We start from the raw sequence: 23,902 nt of genomic DNA on the forward strand, positions 1-23,902 counted from the left end.
CTGTTTGCTGCCGGCAGTCTGAATAATGGTGGCATCAATGACGGCGGCGGATGCTTTCTCTACTTTTAGGTTTTTTTTCGGTCAGTTGGCGGTTAATCAGTTCCAGCAGTTCAGACAGGATTAAAACGTCGTCTGAAAATCGACAATTCGTTTTCAGACGACGTTTTATGAGAAATTCAGCAAATCCCTTTCATCTTCCCCAAAAAATCAATCTCCTCACTCGTTCCTTCCTTCTTCCCCCGCCAAACCGTGCAGCAGCAATCCCAATATATCCTGCGGCAGCTTTTGCGGCGCAGCGGCATAAAGCGCAGCCAGTTGCGGATGGCGCATCAATATATCCGCCTGCCGGATGAACAGGTCGATGAGTTCCACCGGCAAATCGGGCTGAATCAGGCGGCGTTGTTGCAGGATGTGGAAGAAGCCGCGCATAAAGGCGTATTTTTCTTCGTTCAACTCATGGAAAAACCGCTCCAGCTCCAAATCGGTGTTTTCTTCGATGTCGCGCAGGAAGGCGGCGGAATAGAGTTCTTCAAACGATTGTTTTTGTAGGGCGAACACGGCTTCGGCGGCTTCGCGCAGGCTGCATTGCCGTGCGAGCAGGTTTTCGAATTCGGCGCGGACGCGGTTTTTCTGTTCGGTAACGATTTCCTGCAAGAGCGCGTTTTTGCCGCTGTAATATTTGTAAAAGGTAACGCGGCTAACAGCGGCCTCGGCGCAGATGCCGCCTACGGATACGGCAGAAAAGCCGTGTTCGCGGAACAGGCGGCGGGCGGTGTCGGCGATGGTTTGTTGTTTGCTGGCGGTCATGACAGTAGGAAGCTTTTGATTTTGTTCATAAAGGGTTTTCATTAAAGTTATCCGCAAGTCGGATACTCATCATATTTCCCTACGGCGGCAATAGCAATACGGCGGCGTTTCAGACGACCTCTTTCCTTATCCCTCCGCTCCGCCCTGCGGACAGAGGGCTGTCGGATGCTTAGCAGGCCAAATTCATAAAGGCCGCAGAATCGCCCTCACCAACCTTCTCCCACCAAATGGGAGAGGGAATTGTTTTTTAGATGGTTCACTATAAAAAGGAACAAGTAAAGTAAATGATAAACACTTGCATTCCTGTTTTTTGTTTTTTATACTTTACATTAATAGTTTGTTTTATGTAAATGTGTAAACAACAAATATTTGCATACTGCCGGATCGGTTGGATTGCCTGATGTTCAATCCGCTCCGGTGTATGCCGTCTGAAAGGATAAGGAAATGCAGAAACCCACCCTCCGCCGCCTGCCTCTATTGATTGCCGCTGCCTTTGCTTCCGAATGGATTTATGCCGCCGATGCGGCGCAAGATGCGGAACAGGTGCAGTTAGAAGAAGTCGTCGTAACCGGCGAACGCACCAACCGCAGCGGCTTTGAAACCGCTACATCCAACCGCGTTTTCACCACGCCGAACATCGACCGCAGCGGCCACAACCTTTCCGCCACCGACCTGCTCAAACAGACCGTGAACACGGTGGATTTGGGCAGCGGCAACGATTTGCCGACCGTGCGCGGCGTGGACGGCTCCGGTCCCGCTGTCGGCGCAGTGGCGTTTTTCGCGGGCACGCGGCCGCGCCTGAACCTGTCCATAGACGGCCGCTCCGCCACTTACAACGAATACGCCTTCGGCACGCAGTCGCTGTGGGACATGCAGCAGGTGGAAGTCTTGCGCGGGCCGCAAAGCCATGTGCGCGGGCAGAACGCGGTGGCGGGCGCGGTGGTGATGCGTTCCAAAGACCCGACCGACGAATGGGAAGGAGCGCTGCGCTTGGGTTTGGGCAACCAGAAAACGCGCAACATCGCCGGCGTAGTGTCCGGCCCGATTGTGAAAAACAACCTTGCCTTCCGCCTGAGTGCGGAGCGGCAGCAGCGCGAAAGTTACGAGCCGTTCGTGTCCTACGAGCCGACCGGCAACCCGCGCCGCGTGGAAAACACCAACGTGCGCTTCAAACTCCTGCTTACGCCCGAAAACCATCCCGATTTTTACAGCCGCCTGACGCTGAACCACATCCGTTCGCGCGCGCCGCAAAACGAAATCATGGGCAACACCGCCAGCCGCCGTTTTTTAAAAGAAAAGCCCGTGTTCGTAACCGGCTCGACATCGGGCATCTGGGACGTATCGTGGCAGCTTAACGACTATCTAAAACTGGAAAACAAACTGGTTTACGGCCGCTACCACAACGAGCGGCTGCACCTGCCGATGACCGTCAGCCCGCAAGGCGTTCCCGCCGAACTCAAAGGCAGCGAACTGCAATGGGAACCGGTATTGCATTTTTCAAACAAAGGTCGTCTGAAAGGCCTTGCCGGACTGCACTACTTCCGCAGCAAACAAGACGAATGGGTGGACATCCGCAGCGTCGGCGGCCGCAACACCTTTGACGACCGCAACAACGTACGCGCCCTGTTTGCCGAAACCACATACAGCCCCAGCGAAAAATGGGACATCACAGCCGCCGCCCGCATTGAAAAAGAAACGCACAAACGAAGCGGCGGCAGCGGCGCGCTGCACCTCGATTTAGACAAAGGCCAGACCGTCTTCCTGCCCAAAATCGACATCGCCTTCAAACCCACCGACCAATGGGTCAGCGGCATCAAAGCCGCGCGCGGCTACAATCCCGGCGGCGCGGGCATCACCTTCGGCCGCCCCGTCGTAACCTACACCTATGAACCCGAATATGTGAACAACTACGAGTGGTACACCCGCTGGCGTAGCGCAGACCGCCGCCTGCAACTCTCCAGCAACCTGTTCCTGAACCACTACCGTGACATGCAGCTCCCCTTCTATCTCGGCACAAACTCCGTCGTCATCCGCAACGCCAAAAAAGTCCACACCTACGGCGCGGAACTCGCCGCCGACTGGCAGGCGACCGACAGCCTGAAACTCACCACCGGACTGGGGCTGCTCAACACCAAAATCAAAAGCTATCCCGACAGCGGCATCGAAGGCAACAAACTCGGCCGCGCGCCCAAATACACCGCCAACATCGGCGTGAAATACCTGAACGACAAAGGCTGGGAAGCCGGCGGCGACGTGCGCTTCTACGGCGGCTACTACTCCGCCGCCGACAATGCCGAATCAGGCAAAATCGGCGCATACAACCAAGTCAACCTCTACACCGCCTACAACTTCAAACAAGGCCGCATCTCGCTCTACGCCGACAACGTGTTCAACCGCCGCCGACCCATATTCATTTCCAGCGCCGACCGCCAAGACGCACTCTACCAACGTCCCAGAAGCGTAGGCGTGAGCGCGGAATGGAAGTTTTAGGCGGTGCTGAAATGATGGAGGTCGTCTGAAAAAACGTAGATCGGGCATCAATGCCCTACCTACAGTTACTGGAATAACGAAGGTCGTCTGAAACGATCGTAACAACCGATTATCGTCATTAGCTTACGCAAGTCCGCTTCGCTACCCCCGCGCAGGCGGGAATCCAGACCTATCCGCACAGAAACTTATCGGATAAAGAAGTGCCCTTGAGTCTCCATTCTGGATTCCCGCCTGCGCGGGAATGACGGCACAAGAAGTCTAATAAAAAGCCAAGCATAAATGCCCAACTATTGACCTACCCTGCTTCCCCAAAACACCCAAAGGAACCCCATGCACTACTTCACCCCCGCCAAAACCCTGCCCGAAGGCACCATCTACCTGACCGACCTGACCCACGTCGCCGACTTCGCCGACTGGCTGTCCGAATTCAAAACCCTGTTAGACCAAAACCGCCGCTTCGCCACCGTCTGCACCCCCATGCGGCGGCAGGTGAGCGACGAACAGCGCATTGCAGACCGCAAAACCTACATCGAATGGATAAAGGCACACCGGCCGCAACTCGCCGAACGCTGCGCCGCCATGCTCCTCATCGAACCCGACGCGGCGCAACTGGCGTTCTTCCGCGAACAATCGTCCAAACTCGCCCCCGCGCTGGGCGTGAACTACATCGTCGAAGCCGACGAGCAAACCGCCCTGCTGCGGGCGGAAGAAGCGTTAAAGGCCGTCTGAAAAGACTGCAAACACCGATAGCGGTTTTCCGGCCGCAAATCGGCTGCACACGCTTGATTTTTTTATTTTCAGACGGCCTTTACCTTCACACGCTCCGCCCCAAGGAAAACCAACCCATGCCGCAAACCCCCGCATCCCCCGCCCCGCGCGACTGGCTGCTGCTTATCGGCGGCAGCACCTACAAATTCACGCTGACCGGTTTTTATCTGGTCGCGCTGATCACTATTTTGAAAAACCACGGTTACAGCCTGAACCAACTGAGCTGGATACATTTAATCGGCGGTATCGAAGCGGCGAAGGTGTTGTTTGCCGCGCTGATGGAGCGGCGGCCGGCGGGGCGGTTCGGACGGTTTCGCGGCTGGCTGCTGGCGGCGACGCTGGGGCTTTCGGCGGTGTTCGGGCTGATGGCCTGCACCGACATGACACGGAATTTCCCGCTGCTTCTGGCCTGCTGCGTTTTGCTCTCGGCCATGTCGGCGGTGTACGGCTGCGCGATGCTGGGCTTGTCATGCATCGTCTTGCCGCACCGCGAACGCGGTTTCGGCGGTGTGATCCAGACGATGGCGGCGCGCGGCGGCAAGATGATAGGCGGCACGCTGGTATTGTGGCTATATCAGGAATACGGGCAGACGGCGGCGGCGGGCTTTATGCTGGCGTTCAGCCTGCTGATGTTGCTGCAACTCTTGTGCTACCACGAGCCGGAAAGTCCGACGGCGCAAGGCGGTTTGACGGCGTTGGCGGCGCGGCTGGTCTCCTTTTGGCGGCAGCCTGAAACGGGCTGGCGGTGGCTGGTTTTGCTGTTTGCCGTTGCCGCGCCGTATGCGTTTGCGGCGGCGACTTTTGTGCCCAAGCTGGCGGATTTGGGCTTCACCCCGAAACAGACGGGCGGGATTCTGGCGGTGGGTATTCCTGTTGCCTGCCTGATTGTGACGCCGCTATCGGGCTGGTTTTCGCGCAATTATCCGCGCCGCAAACTCGTGTTCCTGCTCTACGCGCTGCAACTGCCGCTTTTGGCGTCCATGACCGCCATCGACACGCTTGCCCGCGTCCATCCTTGGCTGCCGCCCGCGCAAATCATCGCCCTGAGCCTGAGCTACACGCTGCTACTGCCGGTAATACTGGCGTTGGTGATGGACAAATCCGACCGCGCCACCGCCGCACTCGACAGCAGCCTGCAATTTTCCGTCGTCCTGCTCGGCAGTTACGCAGCCGGTTTCTCCGCCCTGCGGCTGGCAAAGGCGGTCGGCTATGCCGATGCGTATTGGGCGGCGGTGGGTCTGGCCGTATTGGTGGGCGGGCTGCTGTATGCGTGCCGAGGCCTGTTTGATTCAGACGAGCCGTAAGACTCAAAGAAAGGCCGTCTGAAAACCCTATTTCGGGTTTTCAGACGGCCTTCCGTTATTTGCTGCTACTCCTGCGCTATGATTTCCACGCCCGCTTCTTGCAAGGCGAGATCTTTGCAAAATACGGCTCAGAAACCCCCCGCAAACTGCGTTTACAAGCCTCAGCCTGTCTGTTTAATCCAATAGGGCATCTACAAACGCTTTGGCATTAAACGGACGCAAATCGTCGATGCCTTCGCCTACGCCGATGTAGCGGACAGGAACAGGGCGGTCGGAGGCAAGGGCGGCAAGGATACCGCCTTTGGCCGTACCGTCGAGTTTGGTGACGATAAGGCCGGTCAGACCCAACGCTTCGTCAAAGGATTTCACTTGGTTGACGGCGTTTTGACCGATGTTGGCATCAAGTACGACGATGATTTCATGTGGCGCATCAGGCATGGCTTTTTGCAACACGCGCTTCACTTTTTTGATTTCTTCCATCAAATGAAGCTGCGTCGGCAGACGGCCGGCTGTATCGGCCAGCACAATGTCGATTCCGCGCGCTTTCGCGGCTTGGACGGCATCGAAGCAAACGGCTGCGGAATCGCCCGTAGTTTGCGAAATTACGGTCACATTGTTGCGCTCGCCCCAAGCTTGAAGCTGCTCACGCGCGGCAGCACGGAAAGTATCACCTGCCGCCAGCAACACAGATTTGCCCTGAGCTTGGAAATATTTGGCCAATTTGCCGATAGACGTGGTTTTACCCGCGCCGTTGATACCGGCAAGCATAATCACGAAAGGCTCCTTGGTTTCCGGCAAGACTAAAGGTTTTTCCAGAGGCTTAATCAAGTCGTACAGCGCATCTTTCAGCGCACCGCGCAATTCGTTGCCGTCTTTGAGACCTTTGAGGCTGACACGGTCGCGCACATCTTTCATCAAGTATTCGGTGGCTTCCATGCCCATATCGCTAGTAATCAGCACAGTTTCCAGCTCTTCGTACAAATCCTCGTCGATTTGTCCGCCACCGAACACGCCGGCCAACGATTTTGCCATTTTGTCGCGTGATTTGGTCAAGCCTTGTTTCAAACGCGCAGCCCAACTGAGCTTGTGTTCTTCTACCGGAGCAGGGGCTTCAGCCGGTGTTTCCGCAACGGCTTCTTGAACTTGCTCGACAGCTTCGCTAACTGCCTCAACAGCTTCTTCTTTGACCGCTTCGGCTTGTTCTGCTACATCCTCAGCAGCTTCAGCCGCTTCAGACGGCATCTCGGCAACGGTTTCTTGAACCTGTTCAACAGCCTCGCTGACGGTTTCAACAGCTGCTTCTTTGACCGCTTCAGTCTGTTCTGCCATTTCTTCAGCAGCCTCAGCTACTTCAGACGGCATCTCGGCGACGGTTTCTTGAACCTGTTCAACAGCCTTGCTGGCGGTTTCAACAGCCGCTTCTTTTGCCGCTTCAACGTGTTCTTCTATTTTTTCGACTGTTTCAGACGGCGTTTCGGTCAAAGCTTCCCGAACCTGCTCGACAGTTTCGCTAACGGTTTCAACAGCCGATTCAACAACTGATTCAACATGCCCTTTGACGTTTTCTGCTAAAGATTCGGAATCTTCTTTAATATTTTCAACTATTTGAGCAACTTCAGATTCTACTTTTGCTGCGGTTTCCTGAACTTGAGCCTCCTCAGGAGCCGGAGTTTCCTGTTTTTTCTTGCGACGGAAGAAGCTGAACATTAAATTTTCCTTTTAATTTTAGAAACTTGAAATAGGGAGTATTGTAGCGTATTTTACGTGGCAAGGTCGTCTGAAAATCCAGGCTGTAAGGTTTTGGCATCTTCAACGTCTAATGATACAAACCATCTATACAGGAAACATAGAGATGAATCCCCGCACATTATTTTCACTTTGCACCAAGTTCGGCTGCCTGCTTGCGCTTGGCGCCTGCTCATCCAAAATGATGGATACCGAAGCCGCAACCATACCACAGGCATTGTCCTCGTTGAAAACCCCTGACAACCGCCCTGCCAGTGTTTTCCTGAAAAAAGACAAACCCACCCTGATTAAATTTTGGGCAAGTTGGTGTCCTTTGTGTTTGTCCGAATTGGGACAAACCGAAAAATGGGCGCAGGATGCACAATTCGGTTCTGCCAACCTGATTACCGTTGCCTCGCCCGGTTTTCTGCACGAGAAAAAAGACGGCGACTTCCAAAAATGGTATGCCGGTTTGAACTATCCTAAGCTGCCCGTCGTTACCGACAACAGCGGCACCATCGCCCAAAGCCTGAATATCAGCGTTTACCCTTCTTGGGCGTTAATCGGTAAAGACGGCGACGTGCAGCGCATTGTCAAAGGCAGCATCAACGAAGCGCAGGCATTGGCTTTAATCCGCGATCCCAATGCCGATTTAGGCCGTCTGAAAAACTCGTTCTACAAACCCGACACACAGAAAAAGGATTCAGCAATCATGAATACGCGCACCATCTATCTTGCCGGCGGCTGCTTCTGGGGCTTGGAAGCCTATTTCCAACGCATAGACGGCGTGGTTGACGCAGTATCCGGCTATGCCAACGGCAAAACGGAAAACCCAAGCTACGAAGACGTTTCCTACCGCGATACAGGCCATGCCGAAACCGTCAAAGTCACCTACGATGCCGACAAACTCAGCCTAGACGACATCCTGCAATATTTCTTCCGCGTCGTTGACCCGACCAGCCTCAACAAACAAGGCAACGACACCGGCACGCAATACCGCAGCGGCGTATACTACACCGACCCCGCCGAAAAAGCTGTCATCGCCGCCGCCCTCAAACGCGAGCAGCAAAAATACAAACAGCCCCTTGTCGTCGAAAACGAGCCGCTGAAAAACTTCTACGATGCCGAGGAATACCATCAGGACTACCTGATTAAAAACCCCAACGGCTATTGCCACATTGACATCCGCAAAGCCGACGAACCGCTGCCGGGCAAAACCAAAGCCGCCCCGCAAGGCAAAGGCTTCGACGCGGCAACGTATAAAAAACCCAGTGATGCCGAACTCAAACGCATCCTGACCGAAGAGCAATACCAAGTGACCCAAAAAAGCGCGACCGAATACGCCTTCAGCCACGAATACGACCATCTGTTCAAACCCGGCATTTATGTGGACGTCGTCAGCGGCGAACCCCTGTTCAGCTCCGCCGACAAATTCGATTCCGGCTGCGGCTGGCCGAGCTTCACTCACCCGATTAACGCCTCTGCTGTTACCGAACACGACGATTTCAGCTACAACATGCGCCGCACCGAAGTGCGCAGCCATGCCGCCGACTCACACTTGGGACACGTTTTCCCCGACGGCCCGAAAGACAAAGGCGGCCTGCGCTATTGCATCAACGGCGCGAGCCTGAAATTCATCCCGCTGGAACAAATGGACGCGGCAGGCTACGGCGCATTGAAAGGCAAAGTGAAATAACGGATTGAATCAAAAAAGGCCGTCTGAAAAAGATTTCAGACGGCCTTTTTAATTTGTCGGATGCAAAGGGTTGGTTTCTTATCTATCAAAAAATCTCAATAACTAAGAAAGTGCGCCCTGCAAAAACCTTTTAAATTCGTTTTGCCAACTCTTCGGCTTTACCCACATACAACGCAGGGGTCAACTCAAGCAATTTGGCTTTGGCTTCTGCCGGAATTTCCAACGATTCGATAAAGAGTTTCAACACTTCAGGCGTAATGCCGTCTTTACCGCGTGTCAGGTCTTTCAGCTTTTCGTAAGGATTGGCCACGCCGTAACGACGCATTACGGTTTGAATCGGCTCGGCCAGCAGCTCCCAAGTAGCGTCCAAATCGGCAGCAAGGGCGGCAGGATTCGGCTCAAGCTTGTTCAGACCGCGCAGATGGGCGGCAAAGCCCAATACGGTATAGCCCACGCCTACGCCCATATTGCGCAATACGGTGCTGTCGGTCAGATCACGCTGCCAACGGGAAATCGGCAGTTTTTCGGACAAAAAGCCCAATACGGCATTGGCCATACCGAGGTTGCCTTCGGAGTTTTCAAAGTCGATCGGATTGACTTTGTGCGGCATGGTGGAAGAGCCGACTTCGCCTGCTTTGACTTTTTGTTTGAAGTAACCCAAAGAAATGTAGCCCCAAACATCGCGGTTGAAGTCGATCAGAATCGTGTTGACACGGCTGATGGCTTGGAAGAATTCCGCCATATAGTCGTGCGGCTCGATTTGAATGGTGTAGGGGTTGAAGGTCAGGCCGAGGCTGATTTCAACGAAGTTGCGGCAATGAGTTTCCCAATCCACATCGGGATAAGCGACCATATGGGCGTTGTAGTTGCCGACTGCGCCATTGATTTTGCCGAGGAACTCTTGCGCTTGCAGGTTTTTAAACTGACGTTGCAGGCGGTACACGACATTGGCGATTTCTTTACCCAGTGTGCTTGGCGTAGCAGGCTGACCATGCGTGCGGCTCATCATAGGGACGGCAGCCAACTCATGCGCCATGCCGGTCAACTTCTCGATGATTTCGGCCAGTTTCGGCAGCAAAACAGCCTCACGCGCTTCTTGCAGCATTAAAGCGTGGGACAGGTTGTTGATGTCTTCGCTGGTGCAGGCAAAGTGGATGAACTCGCTGGCAGCAGCCACTTCAGGCACGCCGGAGAAGCGCTCTTTAAGCCAATATTCGATGGCTTTGACGTCGTGATTGGTGGTCGCCTCAATGGCTTTGACGGCGGCGGCATCTTCAAGTGAGAAGTTTTCGATCACTTTGTCGATTTCGGCAAGCGTAAAATCGCTGAAAGCAGGAACTTCTACAATCTTAGGCTCGGCGGCAAGGGCTTTGAGCCAGTTTAATTCAACTTTGACACGCGCACGCATCAGGCCGTATTCGGAGAAAATCGGACGCAATGCTTCAACGGATTTGGCGTAGCGGCCATCTAACGGGGAAAGTGCAGCGATAGGGTTAATCATGTCGGATCTTCCTATGGGATGAAAACCAAATTGTTTGCAATTATACATGATTTTACACTCCAAGGCCGTCTGAAAGACAGGTTTCAGACGGCCTTTTCAGCGTATTTTTCATAAAATTCTTTTCAGAGGTTCAACTTTGCAAAATCGATTTACGATATATGCCATCTTCACGGATAATATCGGCTGACTTTCTGTAAATAATGAGGTTTTATGAATATCAAACGTTTTTCCCTAACTGCAACCGTATTTACGGCTTTGATGTTGAGTGCCTGTGAAACAACAACTACTTCAAGCGGCGGCGGCAGCTGGACCAATATCGGCACCATCTCTGAAGGCAATATCAAAGTGGCCATTGATAGAAGCAGCATTAAAAGAAATGGCGCACTGGTTACTTTCCGCGATAAAAAAACCGTTTCCAAACTGAAAGAGGAACGTTTCGTCAATACGCCGGCCTATAAAACAGCTATCGGCAGCTGGGAAATTCATTGCTCAAACAAAACCTATCGCCTGGCAGCGCTGCAACTGATGGACGAACACGGCCGGGTGATTTCCAACCAAAGCTATACGCCGACCAGCATCCGCCCAATGAGCGTCATGAGCGGCACGATTACTGAAAAACAATACGAAACGGTGTGCGGACATAAGCTTTAATCCACACTTATTCACAAAGTTATCCACAGTTTAAATATTTAAAAGGCCGTCTGAATGCTTTGAATATCAAGTTTCAGACGGCCTTTTTATGTTTTGATGGAAATTTATCTTCAAATTTATCCACAAAATTTGTTTATTCAAAAATAATTTATTACAGCAATTCATTTACGCTCAAAATTTGCTTCATTCTTTGCAAGAGCATTTCACAAAATACTGCTTTCTACCCTATTTACTGACTTACTATCTGCTTAATCGGGCTGTATTTACAGACTGCTATGCATCAAACTGAATCTGCGCTAAATAATTTTCACACAGGTATCCCAATCTTTTGGAAAAAATTTGCTTCTCCAAATAAATACCTTTCCTTTGACGATACAGCCCTTCTTTAACGCAGTCTTGCCCCTGTTTCTCCGTCAATAATCTGGCTAGGCGTTTTCTGCTTACCTATCAATCCGCCTACAACCCAAACTTTCCTACCAAACTGTCTCCTGACTTCCCTTTCTGTTTTGCACGCCCGTTTGCCTGCACGATTGCATGAAGTAGAGACTAAAGGCATTTCCAAAACCTGACACAAACGTCTTGCACCTGCGTGCGCAGGAACCCTGACAGCCAATTTACTGCGTCCTTTCCCACGCAATGAGGGTAATACTTTTTTTCCGACCGGCAATAAGAAAGTTTTCGGAGCCGGCCATGCTTCATGCAGCATGGTTTGTATATTTTCAGACGGCCTTTGCAGTAAAGGTTGCAACTGTTCCAAGCTATGGCCAATGACAATCATGCCTTTGTGTTGCGGTCGTTTTTTCAGATGGATCAGTTGATTGAGTGCTTTGGCCAAAGTTGGGACGCAGCCCAAGCCATAGCAAGACTCGGTAGGATAGGCGACCAAACCGCCTTTTTTAAGATGCGCCTGCAGCCTGCGTTGGGCTGCAGCCGATAAAATTCTGGGGAACATCATTATAATACCAAGGCCGTCTGAAACTGAGATTGTCGGACAATCTGTGTTCAGACGGCCTGTTTCTATTCATTATTAACGGTTGATGGCTTTATCGGCAATGTCTTTACGGTATTGCATACCGTCAAAACGGATTGTTTCCAATGCCTCATAAGCCTTGCTTTTAGCTTGTGCAACATCATCGCCCAAACCGACTACACACAATACACGGCCGCCGTTGGTTACCACTTCGCCTTTTTCATTCGTCGCAGTACCTGCATGGAAAACTTTACCGATTTGATTGGCCTTATCCAAGCCGAAGATCACATCGCCTTTTTTCGGAGAGTCAGGATAATTTTGTGCGGCCAACACCACGCCTACTGCAGTCTGCGGATTCCATTCAGCGGTAACACTATCCAGTTTGCCGTCGATTGCCGCCTCAACCAGATCCACCAAATCACTATCCAAACGGCTCATAATCGGCTGGGTTTCAGGGTCGCCGAAACGGCAGTTAAATTCGATGGTATAAGGCGCACCGGTTTTATCAATCATCAAGCCTGCGTATAAAAAGCCTGTAAATTCATGACCTTCTGCTTTCATACCGGCCACAGTCGGCAAAATAATTTCATTCATCGCGCGCTCGTAAACATCAGGCGTTACCACTGGAGCAGGGCTGTATGCGCCCATACCGCCGGTATTAGGGCCTTTGTCGTCATCCAACAGGCGTTTATGGTCTTGACTGGTTGCCATCGGCAAAACATGATTGCCGTCCACCATAACGATAAAGCTCGCTTCCTCGCCTTGCAGGAAATCTTCAATTACGACTCGCGCGCCTGCATTACCCATTTTGTTGCCCAACAACATATCGTCGATAGCAGCATGAGCTTCATCCAAAGTCATGGCGACAATCACGCCCTTACCGGCAGCCAAACCATCCGCTTTAATTACAATCGGCGCACCTTTTTGGTTGACGTAATCATGTGCCGCATCGGCATTTTCAAAGGTTTGGTATTGTGCGGTTGGAATCTTATATTTTGCCATAAATGCTTTAGCAAAATCTTTTGAACTCTCCAGCTGAGCCGCGTATTGAGTCGGGCCAAAAATCTTCAATCCGGCAGCACGGAAGTCATTCACCACGCCCGCCGCCAAAGGAGCTTCAGGGCCGACTACGGTAAAGGCAATATTTTCATTACGGCAAAAATCAATCAAATCTTGATGCGCCGTCAACGCTACATTCTGCAGTTTAGGCTCAATTGCCGTTCCGGCATTACCAGGTGCAACAAAGACAGTTTCTACTTTAGACGACTGCGCCAATTTCCAAGCCAGTGCGTGTTCACGTCCACCATTACCAATAACGAGCAATTTCATACCATCTCCTTGAAGAATAGATGTTGTAAATAAAATTCAATCGATGGAATATTGTTCCATCTTGCCTAGCTGTTTCAAATTAAGAATAATATCGCACCAAGACAACCATACTCTAATTTCAAATAACTAAAGGAAAATCATGCAAAAACGTATTGACGAAATTCAAAGCAAATACCGCGAATGGTGCGAATTACTGCCGCAACTGGAAGCAGATATCGCCCGCTGGAAACATGCTGCAAGCCTCATGCAAGACATGGATGACTTCTATACCAACGAATACCAAGCATGCCATCAAGCCATTGAAGAAGTGGCAGATGTTGATTTGCGCACACAGGGCGAATACAGCATTATGAGCGAAGATGCCCTATGGAACGCACTGGGGGAATTTCATCAACTGGCTTGGGAACATCTGCGCTCAAGCGTAAATGCTTTAGACAGATACCAAGGCTAAAACATCAAAGGCCGTCTGAAACTTTTGATTTCTCAAATATATTCAGACGACCTTTTATTCAAACGGCTTCTCAGTATTTACTTCAATTTGGCGTGTATTTTTCCAAGCAGCAATACAAGCTTCGTAATCGGCCAACGCTATTTTCACTGTCAACTTACAATCCAGCTGTAAATCCTGTTCCACAATATCGGCCTGATATTGTTTGGCAATCCGTATAGCCTCATTCAAAACAGGATATTCACACTTCAACCAAACTGTCTTTTCGACATTCTTTTCAACAACTTCAGCTATCGCCAATGCCTGAGCTGTTGATTCCTTATAAGCATGAATCAGACCGGGAACACCCAATAGCGTACCGCCAAAATAGCGCACAACCACAACCAACACATCCGTTATACCGACAGAATCAATCTGTCCCAAAATAGGGCGGCCTGCGCTCCCGGACGGTTCTCCATCATCGTTTGCGCGAAACTGCATTCCATCCACACCCAGTCGATAGGCGTAGCACCAATGTCTTGCCTTGTGATGCTCTTCCTTTAATGGGTCGAGATACTTCTTCACATCGGCCAACGTTCGTATCGGATAGGCGTATGCGATGAAGCGGCTGCCTTTATCTTTAAATTCAGCCTGTGTCGGTGTGGTAATGGTTTTATAGGTCGTAATCATGCCAAAATATTTTCAGACGGCCTTATATAACAAAGGCCGTCTGAACGTTTCACGTGAAACATTAGTTTTTCAGTGCTTCAGTCAGTTGAGGCACAACTTCAAACAAATCACCAACCAAGCCGTAATCTGCCACATTGAAAATCGGAGCATCGGCATCTTTGTTGATGGCAACAATCACTTTGCTGTCCTGCATACCGGCAACGTGTTGGATAGCTCCAGAAATACCGATAGCAAAGTACAGTTGAGGCGCAACCACTTTACCGGTTTGTCCAACTTGGGCATCGTTTGGCGCATACTCGGCATCCACTGCCGCACGGGAAGCACCAATCGCGGCACCCAAAACATCTGCCAATGGAGTCAACACTTCATTGAATTTTTCAGCACTGCCCAATGCACGGCCACCGGAAACAATTACTTTTGCCTGAGTCAATTCAGGGCGGTCAGACTGGGAAAGTTGACGGCTTACAAAACGGCTCAGGTTTTGAGCAGGCGTTGCCTCAACATTGACCACTTCTGCATTACCGCCTTGTCCGGCAGCATCAAATACGGTTGCACGGAAAGTCAGCACCAATTTTTCAGAATTGGATTGAACAGTTTCAAATGCATTACCGGCATAAATCGGACGGACAAATGTCGAGTTATCCACAACTTCGGTTAAATCAGAAACTTGCGGCACATCCAACAGAGCAGCTACTCGGGGCAACAAATTTTTACCAAACGCAGTTGCAGTCGCAGCCACATAGCGGTAATCCGCAGCCAGTTTAACAACCAAAGGCGCTAATTCTTCTGCCAAACCTTCAGCGTAATAGGGCGCATCGGCTACCAAAACTTTCGCTACACCCGCAACCTGTTTCGCCTCTTCAACCACCGCAGCAGCATTGCTGCCGGCAACTAATAAATCTACATTACCCAATTTGGCGGCAGCCGTTACCGCATGCAAAGTGGCAGGATTCAAATGTTGGTTATTATGTTCCGCAATAATCAATACACTCATTTCATACTCCTTAGATCACTTTGGCTTCGTTTTTTAACTTTTCAACCAACTCGGCAACATCAGCCACTTTCACACCGGCTTGACGTGCTTTAGGCTCGGCAAATTTTACGGTATTCAAACGCGGAGAAATATCCACAGCCAAATCGGCAGAACTTAATTTTTCCAAAGGCTTTTTCTTTGCCACCATGATATTAGGAAGTTTGACAAAGCGTGGTTCGTTCAAACGCAAATCCGCACTGATGACCGCAGGCAGCTTCAACGCAACAGTCTCTTCGCCACCATCAATTTCACGGGTTACCAATGCCTCTTCGCCTTCAATTTGCACTTTTGATGCAAAAGTACCTTGAGCCGCATTTAATAACGCAGCCAACATTTGGGCAACTTGATTGGCATCATCGTCAATTGCCTGTTTACCCAGCAGTAAAATTTGCGGATTTTCTTTATCCGCAACAGCTTTCAGCAATTTCGCAACGGCCAAAGGCTCCAACTTCGCATCAGTCTCAACATGAACCGCACGGTCGGCACCCATCGCCAAAGCAGTACGCAACGTCTCTTCGCATTTTTTCTCGCCAAGAGAAACAGCAACAATCTCGCTTACTTTTCCGGATTCTTTCAAACGGACAGCTTCTTCTACCGCAATTTCATCAAACGGGTTCATCGACATTTTGACATTACCGATGTCCACATCGGAACCATCGGTTTTCACACGAACTTTGACGTTGTAGTCCACTACGCGCTTTACTGCGACCAGTGCTTTCATTCAATTCTCCTAAAAAGAATGTCCATCAAATCAAGCATACTGCTTTTGATACATTCTTTATATAAAATCCAATTCGGTTTTCACCAACATGATAAAACCAAATTTGTATAAATCTTGGCAAATAGAGCGGAATTATATCATTTCTAAAGCATTTACTCAGAAAATAAATCCAACTCTCCAGCAATTATTTACTATATGCTGCAACACAATCCATCAAGGTTTGATAAACCTCGTCAACATTGGGAATTTGAGCAATACCGCCTAAATTTTTTGCATAAGCCGAAACTTGAACGCCGGTCTTGGCCGGATCTGTGTCTGTATAAATTCCTACAACAGGCTTTTCTAACGCATTGGCAAGATGCAGCAATCCGGTATCTACGCCAATAATACCCTCTGCGTTTTTCAATAAAAATGCAGCCTGTAATAAATTCATTTTGTCGCAAACCGAAGCAAACGGTAAATTGCTTGCAATCTGTTCGGCACGCATTTTTTCGGTTTCATTTCCCCACGGCAGATATACATTGCATTGTTGTTCTTCATTCAACTTTTTCAATAATGCACGCCAGTGTTCTACCGGCCATAATTTACTGTCGCGACTGGTTGCATGCAAAGCAACGTAATAAGGGAATTGCAAATTTTTCAGACGGCCTGATTCAGGAACCGACAAACCAAATACCTGCGTCTCAGGCATTGTATAACCAAATACTTGGGCAAATAATTCACGGTTTCGCCAAACCGCATTTTTGCCTTTCGGTACGGCAAATGTTTTACTGTATGCAAGGGCAGCCAAACTTTCACGCGCGCTGTATTTATCCAAACCGTAAATAGGGGATTTTGCCATTTTGGCAAAGCATGCGCTTTTAATCAGTCCTTGGCTATCTAAAACAAAATCAAAAGATTCAGCCTGTAAATCCGTTTTCAGACGGCCTATTTCACGCCACGTTTCAGCCTGAAAAAGGTATTTGCGCCATTGCCGCCATTTCATTACATGAACTTTTTTAACAAAAGGATGCAAGCAGGCAATATCTGCAAACCCTGCCTCACACAGCCAATACAGTTCTACCTCAGGACATTGTCGCGCCAAATCTTCAACTGCGGGCAACGTATGAATTAAATCGCCCATACTAGACAAGCGGACAAGTAAAATCTTCATATTTTGAAAAATGTTTCACGTGAAACAACGGAATTTTAAATATAATTTATTGATTATTAATGTATTTTTTTATTTCTTCGGCGTTTTCTAAAATAATAGCCCCGGCAGAATGCATTTCCTGCCATGCAGATTCTACCGTTTCCGGAGCAATGCCGCGACAAGCCGCCTGATTGACGATGACTTTCCAAGCCCCGCCTTTAAGCAACTGTAAAACCGTTGTCTTCACACAATAATCCGTTGCCAAACCGCCGACAATGACTGTATCTGTATTTTGACAGCGCAACCATTCGATCAAACCTGTACTGAGCTTTTCTTCAATATCGTGAAAACATGCGCCGTAGGGGTGTAACTCAGGATCGACGCCTTTCCAAACGCAATAATCGTATTCTTTGGCTGAAGGCAGGCCATCCAACAATTCATAGCCATATGTTCCAACCATCGCATGCGACACCCAAGTCAAATCCGCATCGGGTAAACCCGTCGGTTTCAACATATCAACAGGATTATCCACAAGCCATTTTGCCGCGGCATGATGCGCATCTTTCGTCATCACGCGTAAATCCGCCAATGCAGCTTGGGCATTAAGTTCATCCGCAATCAGATGACCTTCGGCAACAGGCAATTCTTTCGGGCACAAAGGCGTAAACGTTTTTTGTGCATCTACATCGATAGAAACAATCATGAATTAATTTAACCTATTGATTTTATTTTATATTATTTAAATTGAACATTTATTACCAATGTACCGACATTTGGAATAAATGCTTTGCATTATAACAAATTACTACCGCAAAATGTGGGAAAACATCTGTGATATGATGAGAGTTTGCACAGAATATTTATCCACAAATTATGTCCTATTCGATTACGCCTATTGCAACCGTTCATTCCCCCTACAAACAAAAATTCGGCATTGCCCGCCAACCCGGTTTGGTTCCTGCGGCAGAAATTTGCATTGAACTCACTCCTGAATTTACCGCAGACAGCGTTCGGGGCTTGGAAGATTTCGACTATGTGTGGATAAGTTTTATTTTCCACGGCGTATTGGATGAAGGTTGGGCGCAAATGGTGCGTCCGCCACGGCTCGGAGGCAAACAAAAAATGGGCGTATTTGCTACGCGCAGCCCGCACCGCCCCAATCATCTCGGTTTATCCCTGCTGAAACTCGAACGCATCGAAACAGGCAAACCTGTCCGCATCTATTGCAGCGGTGCAGACCTATTGGACGGTACTCCGGTAGTGGATATCAAACCCTACATCCCCTTTATCGAATCCAAACCTGACGCATCATCAGGTTTTGTCAGCGGCAAACCTGAAGAATTGAACGTAGTCTGGGCAGAAAGTACGCTTGCGAACCATTTATCCACAGAAGAAAAGCATCTCATTGAGCAAAGCATTGCCCAAGATCCTCGCCCTGCCTATCAAGATATTCCTGAACGAATTTATGTGATGAATATTGCGGATTATGAAGTGCAGTTTAGGATAGAAAACAAATGTGCCACAGTGATTAAACTATCCACAATCTGATTGCAAATTAAATCTCTCTACACACAAAAGGCCGTCTGAAATGTTCAGACGGCCTTTTAATTATCCACAGACTGATTGATTCAGCCCGTTATTTTTTAGATTTTGCTGGCAAAGAATTCCAAGGTGCGAACCAATTGGCAAGTGTAAGACATTTCATTGTCGTACCAAGCAACAGTTTTCACCAATTGTTTGTCGCCAACTGTCATCACGCGGGTTTGAGTCGCATCGAAGAGTGAGCCGTATTCAATACCGATGACGTCGGAAGAAACGATTTGATCTTCAGTGTAGCCGTAAGACTCGCTAGCGGCGGCTTTCATGGCCGCATTGATTTCTTCTTTGGTAACAGGGCGTTCGAGAATAGAAACCAGTTCGGTCAAAGAGCCGGTGGCTACGGGAACACGTTGGGCAGAGCCATCAAGTTTGCCGTTCAACTCAGGGATAACCAAGCCGATGGCTTTAGCGGCACCGGTGCTATTCGGTACGATATTCAATGCAGCGGCACGGGCGCGGCGGAAGTCGCCTTTACGGTGTGGCGCGTCAAGGGTGTTTTGGTCGCCGGTATAAGCGTGAATGGTGGTCATCAGGCCTTCAACAATGCCGAACTCTTTTTGCAATACCGCAGCCATAGGAGCCAAACAGTTAGTCGTACAAGAAGCGGCTGAAATAACGGTTTCGCTGCCGTCCAAAATATCTTGGTTTACGCCGTATACAACTGTTTTCACATCATTGCCGCCAGGGGCAGAAATCACAACTTTGCGCGCACCGGCACGGATATGGGCCTCAGCTTTAGTTTTATTGGTAAAGAAACCGGTACATTCGAGGACAACGTCCACACCCAGCTCGCCCCAAGGCAATTCTTCAGGATTAGGATTGGCAAATACTTTGATTTCTTTGCCGTTAACAACAATCGCATCATCTTTCAATTCGGCAGAGCCTTCAAAGCGGCCTTGAGTACTGTCGTATTTAAAGAGGTGCAGCAGCATATCGGCAGGAGTCAAGTCGTTAACAGCAACGACTTCGATACCTTGGGCTTTTTCAATTTGACGCAATGCCAGACGACCGATGCGGCCAAAACCATTAATCGCTACTTTAATACTCATTTTGCTACTCCTATTAGATGGAATGGGAAAAATTTTTCAGTAAGGCCATTGTATCCTGAAATAAAATTACTTTCTAGGATTGCAGATGATTACTTTTAAGTTGTTTGATTTAAATAAAGAAAACATGAAATTCTCGTCTGTAGTAAAATATCAGGCAAATCGAATAAGTCCTACATTTTGATATTTTATTTCATAAAACTATTTTTCAATCTTAAAAGTTTCATAAGTTTATGGAAATCATAAACTTAGTTCTATTTCTCCATATTTTGCCATTTTTGTGTTGATCATTCAGTGTTTTCTTCAAATCATAATATTTCAATTTTTAAAATGATGATTTTGATGAAGAACCAAACTATCTGTGGATAACGGAATAACTTTCTTTAAAACCAATTTGGTAGTTACTTTTTATCTTTGAGGCCGACCCCAACTGAATGTCGGAATAAAAAGGATAGAATCTTATTTTTCCTATTAATCTGTGGATAAAACCCAAATTACCCACTTCAATTTCACATGCTATTGTGGATAATTAAAATTTTGAATTTCACCCCTGCAAAACATCCATATTGGCAAATACTATTAAAAATGATGGCTTGTTTTTTCCTTTTTAACGTATCATTTGCCCATCAGACTTTTTAAAAGGAAGCAATTATGCTGCAACGGACTTTAGCCAAATCAGTAAGCGTTACCGGCGTTGGCCTGCATTCGGGCGAAAGGGTCGCTCTGACTTTGCATCCTGCCGAAGAAAACAGCGGTATTTCGTTCCGCCGTACTGATTTAAGTGGAGAAATGGGCGAAGTAATCAAATTGAATCCTTATTTGATTAACGATACCCGCCTCTCTTCAACCATCGTTACCGATAAAGGCGTGCGCATCGGTACGATTGAACACATTATGTCGGCTCTGTCTGCCTATGGCATCGACAATACCTTGATTGAATTGAACGCGCCTGAAATTCCGATTATGGACGGTTCCAGCCTGCCATTTATTTACCTTTTACAAGATGCAGGCGTGGTCGATCAAAAAGCCCAAAAACGTTTTTTGAGAATCCTCAAACCCGTTGAAATCAAAGAAACCGGAAAATGGGTGCGCTTTACGCCTTATGACGGCTTTAAAGTTAATTTAACCATCGAATTTGACCACCCCGTATTCAACCGCAGCGCACCTACTTTCGAGATTGATTTTGCAGGAAAATCCTATATCGATGAGATTGCCCGCGCCCGTACCTTCGGCTTTATGCACGAAGTGGAAATGATGCGCGCCCACAATCTCGGACTGGGCGGCAATTTGAACAATGCCATCGTGATTGACGACATGGATGTTTTGAATCCGGAAGGTTTGCGCTATCCCGATGAATTTGTCCGCCACAAAATTCTTGATGCAATTGGCGATTTGTACATTGTCGGCCATCCGATTATCGGCGCATTTGAAGGTTACAAATCAGGTCATGCCATCAATAATGCGCTGTTGCGTGCCGTTTTGGCAGATGAAACCGCTTACGAATGGGTTGAGTTTGCCGATGACGAAGACTTACCCACCGCTTTCCACGAGCTGCCGGCAGCCTGATAGAAAATAGATAACGCAGTTCAATGCAAAGGCCGTCTGAACCTTTCAGACGGCCTAAATTATGTCGTTTTCCACAAATAATTATCCACATATTCATCTATTTTATCTTATTGAAAAATAAAAATATTAAAATTTAACTCCATTCTTATACACATCTTATCCATATATTTTCCCAAACTAAAAGGCCGTCTGAACAACTAGGTTTCAGACGGCCTTTGCATGTAAAACCGATAAAATCAATCGCCCATAACTTTGCCTTCACGGCGTGGGTCGGCGCCACCGAGCAAACCGTCTTTGCCGATTAAAATCCCTTGTACGCCGGAATTCAAATCGCGGATTTGGACTTTGTAGCCCAATTTTTCCAAGGCTGCCGCTTTGTCTGCCGCTGCGGTTTTTTCCTCGATTTCATACTGACTGCCACGATTGAGCATATTCGGCAGAGAGATTGCCGCCTGAATATCCATGCCCCAGTCGATATGCGCCACCAGCGTTTTGGCAACGAAACCGATAATGCGGCTGCCGCCCGGCGAACCGACCGCCATATAAGGTTTTCCGTCTTTCATCACAATGGTCGGCGCCATCGAAGAACGCGGACGTTTTCCACCGGCAACGCTGTTTGCCACCGTTTTACCGTCTTCTCCGACAGGGTTGAAAGCAAAATCGGTCAATTCATTGTTGAGCAGATAGCCGTTTGCCATCAGCCCCGAACCGAACGCATTTTCAATCGAAGTCGTCATCGATACAACGTTGCCGTCTTTATCCACAACCACCAAATGGCTGGTGGACGGTAGCTCGACCGCCATGCCTTGCGCGTATTCCTTGCCGAACTTGCCTGCCTGAATAGTTTCCAACGCCTTGTCAGCTTTGCGGATTTCTTCGGCACGTGGTTTCAAATAAGCCTGAGAAATCATGGCGCGGGTCGGAACGTTCACAAACTTGGGATCGCCGACATAATAATCGCGGTCGGCAAAAGCAATCCGCGACGCATCGCCTATCCAGCGCCAACTGTGGATATTTTCCGCACCCAACGCCTTCATATCCTGATTTTGCAATACGCCCAAAATCTGCCCCAAAGCGATTGCGCCGGAACTTGGCGCGCCCATGCCGCAAACTTCATATTCACGATACGGCGCACAAACCGGTTGACGCTCGATAACTTGATAGTTTTTCAAATCCGCCATACTGATTTTGCCGGGATTATCCACAGCACCGGTAACGGCACGGACAATATTCTGCGCCTGCATTCCCTGATAAAACGGCGCACTGCCTTTTTCCGCCAACAGGCGTACGGAACGCGCAAATTCAGGGTTTTTCAACACCGTTCCCGCTGCCAAAGGCTTACCGTCAGGCAGGAAATAGGCGGCGGTTTGCGGATAACGTTGCAAGGGTTCCAGATTCTGCTCGATGGATTTCGCCATACGCGGAGAAACGGCAAAACCTTGTTCCGCCAAAGTAATCGGTTTCTCAAACAAACTTGCCCACGGCAATTTGCCGTAACGCTTATGGACATCTTCCAGCAGCTTCGGAATCCCCGGCACACCGACCGAACGGCCGCCGACCACCGCTTTCATAAAGCCCATCGGTTTGCCGTTTTCATCCAAGAAAAGTTCCGGTGTTGCCGCTTTCGGCGCTGTTTCACGGGCATCAAACGTCGTCAGCTTTTTCGCCTTATTATCCCAATACACTAAAAACGCGCCGCCGCCCAATCCGGAAGATTGCGGCTCAACCAATCCCAAAGTTGTCTGCATGGCAATCATCGCATCTATCGCGCTACCGCCGCGTTTCAAAATCTCGTAACCCGCTTCGGTCGCCAACGGATTGGCAGACGCCGCCATAAAATGTTTGGCGCGGATCAATTTCTGCTCCGTCAGCCCCGTCCCTTGTTCCGGCGCATGGTTATCCACAGATACGGAGGGCAGGGCAACTTGAGGCTTTTGAACCGGCTGTTGCGCACAAGCGGCCAAAATTAAAACGGATAACAGGTTAATACTAAAGGAAAACTTCATATGCACACCCTTATTGAAATATTTTCAGACGGCCTTTTCCCAGCTTAAATAAAAGGAAATATGAAAATAGATTGAAATAAAAAACCATTTGACTATTTCTCTAGTCAATTAGTTCCGATTAAAGAAAGTATAAAACAAGCTAAGATTGTGCACAGGCAAAAAGTTACCCACAGAACGAAGCAGCAGGAAAAATTTATCCATATCTGCAAACAAGGCCGACCATACTTTATCCTCATCAAAAAATATCAGCTAAGTATTTGAAAATCTTTTGTAATCAAAGTTATCAACAAGCTGGGGCACCACTCAATATCATCTTCTATTTATTATTTAAAATCTAATTTATAGTTTGTTTTCCCAAAGGAAAAGGCCGTCTGAAACGTAAAGGCATCTTTTCAAAAAATTAAAAAGTTAAGGATTGTTAAAAAGTTGTAAATCAGCTAG

The 23,902-nt window shown here is 48.8% G+C and carries 20 protein-coding genes and 1 pseudogene; 8 read left to right on the plus strand and 13 right to left on the minus strand.

The features are described 5' to 3' along the window. Both ACTHSQ_RS08390 and ACTHSQ_RS08395 read right to left on the minus strand, forming a co-directional pair. Positions 1–118: pseudogene (locus tag ACTHSQ_RS08390) on the minus strand (IS5/IS1182 family transposase); the annotation flags it as partial. Between the two features lie 98 nt (positions 119–216). Beyond that, positions 217–849 (minus strand): TetR/AcrR family transcriptional regulator, encoded by a 633-nt coding sequence (locus ACTHSQ_RS08395; protein ID WP_440371802.1) that lies wholly within the window; start codon positions 847–849, stop codon positions 217–219. A 402-nt stretch (positions 850–1,251) separates the two neighbouring features. Here ACTHSQ_RS08395 and ACTHSQ_RS08400 point away from each other — a divergent pair, with 402 nt between their 5' ends. From ACTHSQ_RS08400 to ACTHSQ_RS08410, 3 genes are all read left to right on the plus strand, one after another. Continuing rightward, positions 1,252–3,297: a TonB-dependent receptor gene (locus ACTHSQ_RS08400; RefSeq protein ID WP_440371803.1), complete on the plus strand. Its 2,046-nt coding sequence runs from the start codon at positions 1,252–1,254 to the stop codon at positions 3,295–3,297. Between the two features lie 330 nt (positions 3,298–3,627). Next, positions 3,628–4,026 carry an extensin gene (locus tag ACTHSQ_RS08405; protein ID WP_308905199.1) on the plus strand — a complete coding sequence of 133 codons (399 nt, stop codon included), beginning with the start codon at positions 3,628–3,630 and terminating at the stop codon, positions 4,024–4,026. 116 nt (positions 4,027–4,142) lie between these two features. Then, positions 4,143–5,369 carry an MFS transporter gene (locus ACTHSQ_RS08410; RefSeq protein ID WP_440371804.1) on the plus strand — a complete coding sequence of 409 codons (1,227 nt, stop codon included), beginning with the start codon at positions 4,143–4,145 and terminating at the stop codon, positions 5,367–5,369. Positions 5,370–5,543: 174 nt separating this feature from the next. On the opposite strand, the gene ftsY is transcribed toward ACTHSQ_RS08410, so the two are convergent. Continuing rightward, positions 5,544–7,076 (minus strand): signal recognition particle-docking protein FtsY, encoded by a 1,533-nt coding sequence (gene ftsY, locus ACTHSQ_RS08415; protein WP_440371805.1) that lies wholly within the window; start codon positions 7,074–7,076, stop codon positions 5,544–5,546. Between the two features lie 145 nt (positions 7,077–7,221). Between ftsY and msrAB the strand changes: the two genes are divergently transcribed. Further along, the gene (gene msrAB / locus ACTHSQ_RS08420) at positions 7,222–8,790 is read left to right on the plus strand and encodes a bifunctional peptide-methionine (S)-S-oxide reductase MsrA/peptide-methionine (R)-S-oxide reductase MsrB (protein ID WP_440371806.1); all 1,569 of its coding nucleotides are present in this window, start codon (positions 7,222–7,224) and stop codon (positions 8,788–8,790) included. A gap of 130 nt (positions 8,791–8,920) precedes the next feature. Here msrAB and purB read toward each other — a convergent pair whose 3' ends face one another. Then, on the minus strand, positions 8,921–10,291 hold the full coding sequence (purB, locus tag ACTHSQ_RS08425; protein WP_049329319.1) for an adenylosuccinate lyase: 1,371 nt from the start codon (positions 10,289–10,291) through the stop codon (positions 8,921–8,923). A 210-nt stretch (positions 10,292–10,501) separates the two neighbouring features. Between purB and ACTHSQ_RS08430 the strand changes: the two genes are divergently transcribed. Continuing rightward, a complete protein-coding gene (locus tag ACTHSQ_RS08430; RefSeq protein ID WP_440371807.1) occupies positions 10,502–10,942 on the plus strand; it encodes a surface-adhesin E family protein in 441 nt (146 codons plus the stop codon). A 385-nt stretch (positions 10,943–11,327) separates the two neighbouring features. On the opposite strand, the gene ACTHSQ_RS08435 is transcribed toward ACTHSQ_RS08430, so the two are convergent. Then, positions 11,328–11,897, minus strand: a complete 570-nt coding sequence (locus ACTHSQ_RS08435; RefSeq protein WP_295863220.1) for an L-threonylcarbamoyladenylate synthase — start codon at positions 11,895–11,897, stop codon at positions 11,328–11,330. Positions 11,898–11,969: 72 nt separating this feature from the next. Continuing rightward, the gene (purD, locus tag ACTHSQ_RS08440; protein WP_003686582.1) at positions 11,970–13,241 is read right to left on the minus strand and encodes a phosphoribosylamine--glycine ligase; all 1,272 of its coding nucleotides are present in this window, start codon (positions 13,239–13,241) and stop codon (positions 11,970–11,972) included. Between the two features lie 139 nt (positions 13,242–13,380). Here purD and ACTHSQ_RS08445 point away from each other — a divergent pair, with 139 nt between their 5' ends. After that, positions 13,381–13,692 carry a DUF4298 domain-containing protein gene (locus tag ACTHSQ_RS08445; protein WP_003686705.1) on the plus strand — a complete coding sequence of 104 codons (312 nt, stop codon included), beginning with the start codon at positions 13,381–13,383 and terminating at the stop codon, positions 13,690–13,692. Positions 13,693–13,746: 54 nt separating this feature from the next. Here the strand turns inward: ACTHSQ_RS08445 and ACTHSQ_RS08450 are convergent, their stop codons facing one another. The 5 genes from ACTHSQ_RS08450 to ACTHSQ_RS08470 all read right to left on the minus strand — a co-directional run bounded on the left by ACTHSQ_RS08450 (position 13,747) and on the right by ACTHSQ_RS08470 (position 17,947). Next, positions 13,747–14,358, minus strand: coding sequence for an IMPACT family protein (locus ACTHSQ_RS08450; protein ID WP_440371808.1), 612 nt, complete (start codon positions 14,356–14,358; stop codon positions 13,747–13,749). Between the two features lie 61 nt (positions 14,359–14,419). Then, positions 14,420–15,352 carry an electron transfer flavoprotein subunit alpha/FixB family protein gene (locus ACTHSQ_RS08455; protein WP_440371809.1) on the minus strand — a complete coding sequence of 311 codons (933 nt, stop codon included), beginning with the start codon at positions 15,350–15,352 and terminating at the stop codon, positions 14,420–14,422. 10 nt (positions 15,353–15,362) lie between these two features. Continuing rightward, entirely contained in the window at positions 15,363–16,112 is a 750-nt protein-coding gene (locus tag ACTHSQ_RS08460) for an electron transfer flavoprotein subunit beta/FixA family protein (RefSeq protein WP_440371810.1), read from the minus strand. A gap of 184 nt (positions 16,113–16,296) precedes the next feature. Beyond that, complete coding sequence (gene waaC, locus ACTHSQ_RS08465; protein WP_440371811.1) at positions 16,297–17,265, minus strand: lipopolysaccharide heptosyltransferase I; 969 nt, start codon at positions 17,263–17,265, stop codon at positions 16,297–16,299. Positions 17,266–17,311: 46 nt separating this feature from the next. Further along, positions 17,312–17,947, minus strand: a complete 636-nt coding sequence (locus ACTHSQ_RS08470) for a nicotinamidase (RefSeq protein ID WP_440371812.1) — start codon at positions 17,945–17,947, stop codon at positions 17,312–17,314. 170 nt (positions 17,948–18,117) lie between these two features. Between ACTHSQ_RS08470 and tsaA the strand changes: the two genes are divergently transcribed. Next, positions 18,118–18,792 carry a tRNA (N6-threonylcarbamoyladenosine(37)-N6)-methyltransferase TrmO gene (gene tsaA / locus ACTHSQ_RS08475; RefSeq protein WP_003686562.1) on the plus strand — a complete coding sequence of 225 codons (675 nt, stop codon included), beginning with the start codon at positions 18,118–18,120 and terminating at the stop codon, positions 18,790–18,792. A 95-nt stretch (positions 18,793–18,887) separates the two neighbouring features. Here the strand turns inward: tsaA and gap are convergent, their stop codons facing one another. After that, positions 18,888–19,892, minus strand: coding sequence for a type I glyceraldehyde-3-phosphate dehydrogenase (gap, locus tag ACTHSQ_RS08480; protein WP_107723920.1), 1,005 nt, complete (start codon positions 19,890–19,892; stop codon positions 18,888–18,890). A gap of 648 nt (positions 19,893–20,540) precedes the next feature. Here gap and lpxC point away from each other — a divergent pair. Next, positions 20,541–21,455 carry a UDP-3-O-acyl-N-acetylglucosamine deacetylase gene (gene lpxC, locus ACTHSQ_RS08485; RefSeq protein ID WP_440371813.1) on the plus strand — a complete coding sequence of 305 codons (915 nt, stop codon included), beginning with the start codon at positions 20,541–20,543 and terminating at the stop codon, positions 21,453–21,455. A 236-nt stretch (positions 21,456–21,691) separates the two neighbouring features. On the opposite strand, the gene ggt is transcribed toward lpxC, so the two are convergent. Further along, positions 21,692–23,461, minus strand: coding sequence for a gamma-glutamyltransferase (gene ggt, locus ACTHSQ_RS08490; protein ID WP_440371814.1), 1,770 nt, complete (start codon positions 23,459–23,461; stop codon positions 21,692–21,694). Between the last annotated feature and the right edge of the window lie 441 nt (positions 23,462–23,902).

It is taken from the genome of Neisseria sp. P0009.S008 (genome assembly GCF_051958615.1).
In the GTDB taxonomy this organism is placed as follows: Bacteria; Pseudomonadota; Gammaproteobacteria; order Burkholderiales; family Neisseriaceae; genus Neisseria; species Neisseria subflava.

Excerpts from the sequence above, each read along its gene's own strand:
- ACTHSQ_RS08395 (WP_440371802.1), bottom strand. The coding sequence starts at position 849 with ATGAAAACCCTTTATGAACAAAATCAAAAGCTTCCTACTGTCATGACC.
- ACTHSQ_RS08400 (WP_440371803.1), top strand. The coding sequence starts at position 1,252 with ATGCAGAAACCCACCCTCCGCCGCCTGCCTCTATTGATTGCCGCTGCC.
- ACTHSQ_RS08405 (WP_308905199.1), top strand. The coding sequence starts at position 3,628 with ATGCACTACTTCACCCCCGCCAAAACCCTGCCCGAAGGCACCATCTAC.
- ACTHSQ_RS08410 (WP_440371804.1), top strand. The coding sequence starts at position 4,143 with ATGCCGCAAACCCCCGCATCCCCCGCCCCGCGCGACTGGCTGCTGCTT.
- ftsY (WP_440371805.1), bottom strand. The coding sequence starts at position 7,076 with ATGTTCAGCTTCTTCCGTCGCAAGAAAAAACAGGAAACTCCGGCTCCT.
- msrAB (WP_440371806.1), top strand. The coding sequence starts at position 7,222 with ATGAATCCCCGCACATTATTTTCACTTTGCACCAAGTTCGGCTGCCTG.
- purB (WP_049329319.1), bottom strand. The coding sequence starts at position 10,291 with ATGATTAACCCTATCGCTGCACTTTCCCCGTTAGATGGCCGCTACGCC.
- ACTHSQ_RS08430 (WP_440371807.1), top strand. The coding sequence starts at position 10,502 with ATGAATATCAAACGTTTTTCCCTAACTGCAACCGTATTTACGGCTTTG.
- ACTHSQ_RS08435 (WP_295863220.1), bottom strand. The coding sequence starts at position 11,897 with ATGATGTTCCCCAGAATTTTATCGGCTGCAGCCCAACGCAGGCTGCAG.
- purD (WP_003686582.1), bottom strand. The coding sequence starts at position 13,241 with ATGAAATTGCTCGTTATTGGTAATGGTGGACGTGAACACGCACTGGCT.
- ACTHSQ_RS08445 (WP_003686705.1), top strand. The coding sequence starts at position 13,381 with ATGCAAAAACGTATTGACGAAATTCAAAGCAAATACCGCGAATGGTGC.
- ACTHSQ_RS08450 (WP_440371808.1), bottom strand. The coding sequence starts at position 14,358 with ATGATTACGACCTATAAAACCATTACCACACCGACACAGGCTGAATTT.
- ACTHSQ_RS08455 (WP_440371809.1), bottom strand. The coding sequence starts at position 15,352 with ATGAGTGTATTGATTATTGCGGAACATAATAACCAACATTTGAATCCT.
- ACTHSQ_RS08460 (WP_440371810.1), bottom strand. The coding sequence starts at position 16,112 with ATGAAAGCACTGGTCGCAGTAAAGCGCGTAGTGGACTACAACGTCAAA.
- waaC (WP_440371811.1), bottom strand. The coding sequence starts at position 17,265 with ATGAAGATTTTACTTGTCCGCTTGTCTAGTATGGGCGATTTAATTCAT.
- ACTHSQ_RS08470 (WP_440371812.1), bottom strand. The coding sequence starts at position 17,947 with ATGATTGTTTCTATCGATGTAGATGCACAAAAAACGTTTACGCCTTTG.
- tsaA (WP_003686562.1), top strand. The coding sequence starts at position 18,118 with ATGTCCTATTCGATTACGCCTATTGCAACCGTTCATTCCCCCTACAAA.
- gap (WP_107723920.1), bottom strand. The coding sequence starts at position 19,892 with ATGAGTATTAAAGTAGCGATTAATGGTTTTGGCCGCATCGGTCGTCTG.
- lpxC (WP_440371813.1), top strand. The coding sequence starts at position 20,541 with ATGCTGCAACGGACTTTAGCCAAATCAGTAAGCGTTACCGGCGTTGGC.
- ggt (WP_440371814.1), bottom strand. The coding sequence starts at position 23,461 with ATGAAGTTTTCCTTTAGTATTAACCTGTTATCCGTTTTAATTTTGGCC.